Origin of the sequence: Microcystis sp. M31BS1, assembly GCF_020245285.1 — a bacterium.
Taxonomy (GTDB): Bacteria; Cyanobacteriota; Cyanobacteriia; order Cyanobacteriales; family Microcystaceae; genus Microcystis; species Microcystis panniformis.
The window spans coordinates 1-6,474 of the sequence record NZ_JADBVE010000296.1 but is presented as its reverse complement, the minus strand read 5'-3'; the positions used below and the strand labels follow the sequence as shown (position 1 = coordinate 6,474).

The 6,474-nt window shown below is 35.2% G+C and carries 4 protein-coding genes and 1 pseudogene; 4 read left to right on the top strand and 1 reads right to left on the bottom strand.

All coding sequences use genetic code 11. The features are described 5' to 3' along the window. A pseudogene (locus IM509_RS16975) lies at positions 1–755 on the bottom strand (helix-turn-helix domain-containing protein); the annotation flags it as partial. Positions 756–1,003: 248 nt separating this feature from the next. On the opposite strand from IM509_RS16975, the gene IM509_RS16970 reads away from it, so the two are divergent. From IM509_RS16970 to IM509_RS16955, 4 genes are all read left to right on the top strand, one after another. Continuing rightward, positions 1,004–1,804 (top strand): vWA domain-containing protein, encoded by an 801-nt coding sequence (locus IM509_RS16970; RefSeq protein ID WP_185237566.1) that lies wholly within the window; start codon positions 1,004–1,006, stop codon positions 1,802–1,804. A 17-nt stretch (positions 1,805–1,821) separates the two neighbouring features. Further along, a complete protein-coding gene (locus IM509_RS16965) occupies positions 1,822–3,396 on the top strand; it encodes a PP2C family serine/threonine-protein phosphatase (RefSeq protein WP_185237565.1) in 1,575 nt (524 codons plus the stop codon). Then, positions 3,393–4,709, top strand: a complete 1,317-nt coding sequence (locus tag IM509_RS16960; RefSeq protein WP_185237564.1) for a protein kinase domain-containing protein — start codon at positions 3,393–3,395, stop codon at positions 4,707–4,709. Before IM509_RS16965 ends, IM509_RS16960 begins: the two co-directional genes overlap by 4 nt. A gap of 951 nt (positions 4,710–5,660) precedes the next feature. Continuing rightward, positions 5,661–6,305: a Uma2 family endonuclease gene (locus IM509_RS16955; protein WP_002788315.1), complete on the top strand. Its 645-nt coding sequence runs from the start codon at positions 5,661–5,663 to the stop codon at positions 6,303–6,305. The last annotated feature ends 169 nt before the right edge of the window (positions 6,306–6,474 follow it).

Genomic DNA, 6,474 nt, shown 5'->3' with positions numbered 1-6,474 from the left:
TGATAGAGATTGGTTGAAAAACTGTTTTAGATCATCTTTGAGAGCGATTAATTGAGGAATATTTTCCAGACTGCGATAAATAATATAATCAAATTGTGGGGCAATTTCTGAAATTAATTTAAGGGTTAAAGCTGTTTTTCCGATTCCAGTTAACCCATAAATGGTAATTAATCGAGTTTTATTATCTAGCCATTCTTTTAAGGTTGATATTTCTAACTTACGTCCATAGTTATACCTTAATTCAGGGGCTTTTGTTAAGTCAATCATGGGAGATTTATTATTATGTAAAGAATATGATCGGTTTTGGTTATCATTATAGCGGTAAGCGCTTGAGTGAGATACAGACCAAGCCTTGCCTAGCATGGTTTATAGCTCGTGACACTGTACCTCATACGACTGCACACCGCTATAGTCGTTTGAATAATTTGACCACCAATATTGATGTTATCAATTTGTAACAAACAATTCCCCGAATGATAAGCTTGAGAAACCCGATATTTTCTTTCTAACTTGGATCGTAAATTATCTTTATTAACATCTTCGTCTAATACCTTACCCAACTTTTTCCATAAGTTAGCAGCCTCTTTTTTAATATGAGATTCACTACAACCATTAAAAGATTGAGCAATTTGCCAATATTTTTGACCTTGCCAAACCCCTGTCAAGATTGCTTCTTGTACTGGTGTCAGATGAGACGCCACTTTCTCAAACATTAAATCATCAACATATTGCAAAACTTGGTCAATATTATTCATTTCTGGTTAAAAAATTAGAGGGTTAATCCAATATATTATACCAAACGGAACTAAGACTGTACCATAACCTACCTATAAATTGTGTACCAAAGCCTACTTTTGTACTAAAATCAAACGCTACAATACTGAGATGTTAGGTAAATCAAGCTAATTAGTCCTATTTGCTTGCTAGATTGTCATCATAGCCCATTTTGCGGTGACATGATCATCTTTTCCCTTTCAAAAATCAATGAAGTAATCTTTAAGTTATGTATCAAGAACAACTGAGTAGCGCCAAGCCTGGATTTATCCTGATTATGATTGATCAGTCAGCTTCAATGTCAGATAAATACGCCGATTCAGATAAAGCAGATTTTGCCGCAAAAGCCGTTAATCGAGTCATCGGAGAAATTATTACAGCTTGTTCATCGGGTAATGAGATTAAAGACAGATGTTTTGTGGCGGCGGTTGGCTATGGAGCAAGTATTAATGTACTATTTCTAGGTAAAGCCTCAGAGTTGGCTAAAAATCCCGATACAACAACCCTTAAGAGAAAAGTCTCTGATGGTGCAGGTGGGTTGGTTGAAGTGGATGAAGTAATGCGAGTGTTTGTGAAACCGACTGCAAGTAATGGAACACCAATGGCTGAAGCCTTTAAACAGGCTTATACTGGGGTAGAAAAATTTATTTCTAATCATCCCGATAGTTTTCCACCTGTTGTGATTAATATAACCGATGGAGAACCTAATGATTCTAATGCTGCTACTACTGAAGCGAAAAAACTAGCACAACTTAAAACAAGTGACGGTAACGTGATTGTTTTGAATGCTCATATTTCTAACGCATCAGCAGGGAAAATAGAGTTACCTAGTGACAATGCTGGTTTTAACAATAATAAATTTGCTAACTTTTTGTTTGATATTTCCAGTGTGCTTCCTGATCCTCTTGCTGAGAGTGCCAAAAATGCGGGTTTTAATGTTCAACCTAATGCCAGAGGTTTTATCTTTAATGCTGATGCTGAAGCACTGATTAAACTTCTTCAATTTGGTTCTCAAGGAGCATTACGCTAAAGTTATTGTCATTAATTATGGAATCTCATCATAAAGTTTCAGTCATCCGTCGGTTCAGTGATAGAACTCATAAAGAGATGGAAACCATTAGCGGTTGTCAAGATAATTTTAGCTATAATGAAGCTAAGAATTGTTTTGCGATCGCCGATGGTGCAACTCAATCATTTTACTCAAGTATATGGTCAAAACTTCTTGTTAATTATTTTTGTGAAAATCCCCAGATTGATAAAAACAATTGGCAAGAATGGCTTGAACTAATTCAGCAAAAATGGTTAGAAGAAGTTAAAGCAGAATTAGAAAAAGCAAAAAGCGGTAATAATTTTGCCTGGATTGAGATTTACAATGGTTTGGAGCGTTCTAAATCAGCAACATCTACCTTTATTGGGTTACAATTTATTGAAAATCAAGCAAAAATCTCAATTGTTGGCGATAGCTGTCTGTTTATTTTTCAGGGAAATCAATTAATTCAAACCCATTTATTGAAAAAATCAACGGATTTTAATAATCAACCTGAATATTTTGGAAGTCGCTCTAAAAATAATGATCATGAGCCAAAATTTTTAGACATCGAATTAAAATACAAACAACATTCAGATAAGCTTTATTTTGTACTAGCAACTGACGCTCTAGCTGAATATATTCTTAAATATACAGAACAGCAAAGAGATATTTTAACAACTTTACTTACAATACAGGAGTTTGAGAATTTTGTAAAATCTGCTAGACAGGATGACACAATAAAAATGAAAAATGATGATGTCACTTTAATGATTTTAGAAGTCAGTGATGGTGAAATCGTCAGTTTGCCTACACAAACCAGAAAAGAAAATCAAAAAAATACTCCTATCATTTCACCTTTAAGTTATGAAACTGAACAGCCTTCTAAAGAAGATCAAAACAATTCTTCAAGCGTAGAAGAAGAACCTGAAGACAATACTCCTGAGCAAAAGTTACAAGATACTTCTGGTTTTGCCAAAATAAGCTCCAATCTACAAACATTATTAAAATTTCTGCCATCTTTACCCATGACGCCCCGCGATTCGACGAGTTCAGCTTCTAAACCGACGAAAGACCCCGGAATTAAGGGAAGCAGTATTAAGGAAATCCGTAATCTTCTCCTTGTTTTTATTCCTGTAAATATAATCTTAACTATACTCTCCACTGCGACCATAATAAATAGTATAAAAACTGAACAATCAAGCAATTCAAATTCATCTAGTCAAGTCACTAAATATAAACCTAAATATAGGAACCTTGAAAAAGAAACTAAAATCTACAAAGATCAAACTTTTCAAGAAATTATTATTCCTGCTTTATCTGACTCATCTCAGGTTTTAATTTTAGAAGAAGGAGAGGAATGGATTAAATTTCAGATTGATCTTTATGCTAATCAAGCAATCTTGAATGAATGTTATACTTGTGCAAGGGATGAAATAGAAATAAAACCCAAGACAAATCTGAGAATCTTTCCTAGTGTATCAGAAGGGGATGTTTTTGGACAATTAAGTGAACCATCAAAGTTTAAAAAACTTGAATTTGATTCCCTTCCCAATTGGTCTAAATTTACATTTGTGGGGTATGTAAAAAAATGAAATATCCGCTTAGAACTGACTATGAAACAGTCGTAAAATACCCTGATAGATTTATATACGATGGTATTTTACAAAAAGGAAAGCCTGTTAAGCAAAAGCAAAATCAGAACTTTTTACTGTCTCATAATGGCGGAAAAGCCGTTGTTTATGAAATTCAAACTAATCCTAAAAAATATGCCCTTAAATGTTGGATAGAAGATTTAGGGGATCTAAAAATTCGTTATAAGGCGATTGATGCCTATCTTAAAACAGTTCAACTTCCTTATTTTGTTGATTTTGCTTACCAAGAACAAGGAATTTTAGTCAATGGACAAAGATTTCCCATTATTAGAATGGAATGGGTTGATGGTATTAGCTTTAAAAAATTTATATCTAATAATATTAATAACCCGACTTCTATCCGTAACTTTGCCGAAAAATTCTTAGAAATGGTTAAAATTCTTCATCAAAATAATATTTCTCATGGAGACTTACAACACGGTAATATTATAGTGCGTAAAAATGGTGATCTATGTTTAATTGACTATGATAGTTTATATGTTCCTCAATTAAGCAACGCAACCGACAATATTAAAGGACTCCCTGGTTATCAACATCCTAACAGAAATAAGTTATCTAAATTAAGTCCAAAAGCTGACTACTTCTCAGAAATAGTGATTTATTTATCATTGCTTATTCTATCAGAAAATCCCAACTATTGGCAACAAATACAACAAGAAGAAAGGCTACTATTTTCCGAAAAAGACCTAATTAAACCTAATTCATCCCAGATTTTCAAACAACTTAAAAATCTTTCTCCTGAGATTGTGTATTTTACCCAAGAATTAGAGAAATTTTGTCAACAATCAAATATTGAAAACCTACAACCTCTTGAAAATTTAGTCAACAATTACACAGGAGCTAAATGGAGTTTTGAGCCTCCTACTAACCCTATTCCAATCGTTACTTCACCCCCCACTATCGGTTGGGATTTCCCATCTAATCCTAAATCTACTCCACCCCCATACCCTCCTCCCTCAAGTCAAGGATGGACTTTCTCCCCTAACGGAGTTCAAACTCAAACCAGTCCAAAAAATACAACATCTTCAGATCCCTGGACAAAACTTGAAACCAATTCATCAAGTGCTTGGGATATATTTGACACGGGTAAAACACCACCTCCAAAAGATGAAAACATTTGGGATAAATTTGGCACGGGTAAAACACCACCTCCAAAAGATGAAAACATTTGGGATAAATTTGATAATATTTGGAAGAAACTTACAACATCTGTATCATCTATTTGGAACAAAATTTTGAACTGGTTTAATTAGCTATCTGATTATTCTGTGCAGTTCTCCTATCCTAAAATCAACCCCATTGCTTGATTAATAATTTTATTTTTATCAACCATAGCTTCAATTTCTTCTGGTTTAAGTAGGTGGGTGGAATTAAATATAAAATGAACGTAGGTTGGGTTGAAGCATGAAACCCAACGCCCGATTATGTTACGCTACCGCTAACCCATCCTACAAATAATTGTGCCTACCTACTTAGGCTCTTCTCGACTTTGTGTGATAATTTTTGCTTATGTAAGGTTAAATGCTTACTGGGCAAGACTTTTAGGACTATTTTGAAAGAAGAAACTATCAGTATAGACCTCGTTTACACACAGAAACCAGAAGAGCCTGGTTTATATAGCGTTTCCTGTTCGCAAGAGGTACATTATCGATGTTGAAAAGCTTAATTAGGGTTTGCTGAATAAATCTAAAAACCTTGTTGGATAAGACTTTTAGACTTTTTTGAAATCCAAAAGTGCCGGGCATGGGAGTGATCAGGGGGAAAATCCCTGGACTTTTTCCCTGAAAATTGGGTAATTGACCACCTGAAAATCGGTAAAACCCTACACCCTACACCCTACACCCCACACCCTGCCCCCACGAAAAACTTTTTCAGCAAACCCTATCTAAATGGTTGCCTTTTTTAACTTTTTTATTGATCTCATTAAGCATTTCTACTTATTGCAAAGGTGAGATGCTACCGGGTCTTGGGTCTTGCCTCTTGCCTCGTCTCAACAAGCAATTTAAATGCGCGGGCAGCTTACTAGAACTCTTGCATATAGCGCTTTTCACGTTACTGAGGTATCGACAAGTTTTGCCAACAAAGAGTTTAAGCCCCTTGCCCATGCCTCATTCTGATGAAAACTGCTATATATAGTCTAAGGTAGAAAAAAGTTAAATACTGACTAAACCGCGCAATCATAACAACTGAGCCGACAAATTCTGATGTTATTAGCATTAAAACAACTAACTGTTACCCCAGGCGACCGCCTGTTGTTAACTTCACTCACTTGGCAAGATTATGAAACAATTCTTGACGAATTGGGAGATCGACGGTCAATTCGTCTATCTTATAGTCAAGGAACTTTAGAAGCAATGACTCCTCTTTTTATTCATGAAAATACCAAAGTTTTAATCGGGGATTTGGTTAAAGTTCTCCTAGATGAATTAGGGTTAGACTATGAACCTGCTGGATCAACAACCTTTAAAAATCAACAAATGGATCAAGGAATAGAACCAGATGAGTCTTTTTATATCGAAAACTGTAACGCTATTCGGGGGAAAACGCGCCTTGATTTGACGATTGATCCCCCTCCCGATTTAGCAATTGAGATTGATATTACTAAGCGAACCCGATTTAATAATTATGAGCGATTGGGTGTTCCTGAATTGTGGCGATACAATGGAGAGAGACTGGAAATCAATGTTTTGCAAGGATCAGAATATGTTGAATCTTCCCAAAGCCGACTATTTTCTCAATTTAATCTAATAGAAAAAATTCCAGAAACCCTACAAAATAGTCAAAAAATCGGTAGTGCCATGGCATTAAAACAATTCCGAATTTGGGTAAAGCAAACGCTTAATCCCTAACTTCAAATGTACAACGAAGTCAGGGAACTTGGCTCTTCGGTTTGTGTTATGCAATGGATGGGGGTTATAAGGGATGGAACCCTTATAGAGAAAGGCATTTAGCGATTTTTGTCAATTGTTTTTTATCTAGAGCGAACTAATCAATTAAGTCTCTTGCCAGATAAGGATT

Coding starts and splice junctions, on each gene's coding strand:
- IM509_RS16955 (WP_002788315.1), top strand. CDS start 5,661: ATGTTATTAGCATTAAAACAACTAACTGTTACCCCAGGCGACCGCCTG.
- IM509_RS16960 (WP_185237564.1), top strand. CDS start 3,393: ATGAAATATCCGCTTAGAACTGACTATGAAACAGTCGTAAAATACCCT.
- IM509_RS16970 (WP_185237566.1), top strand. CDS start 1,004: ATGTATCAAGAACAACTGAGTAGCGCCAAGCCTGGATTTATCCTGATT.
- IM509_RS16965 (WP_185237565.1), top strand. CDS start 1,822: ATGGAATCTCATCATAAAGTTTCAGTCATCCGTCGGTTCAGTGATAGA.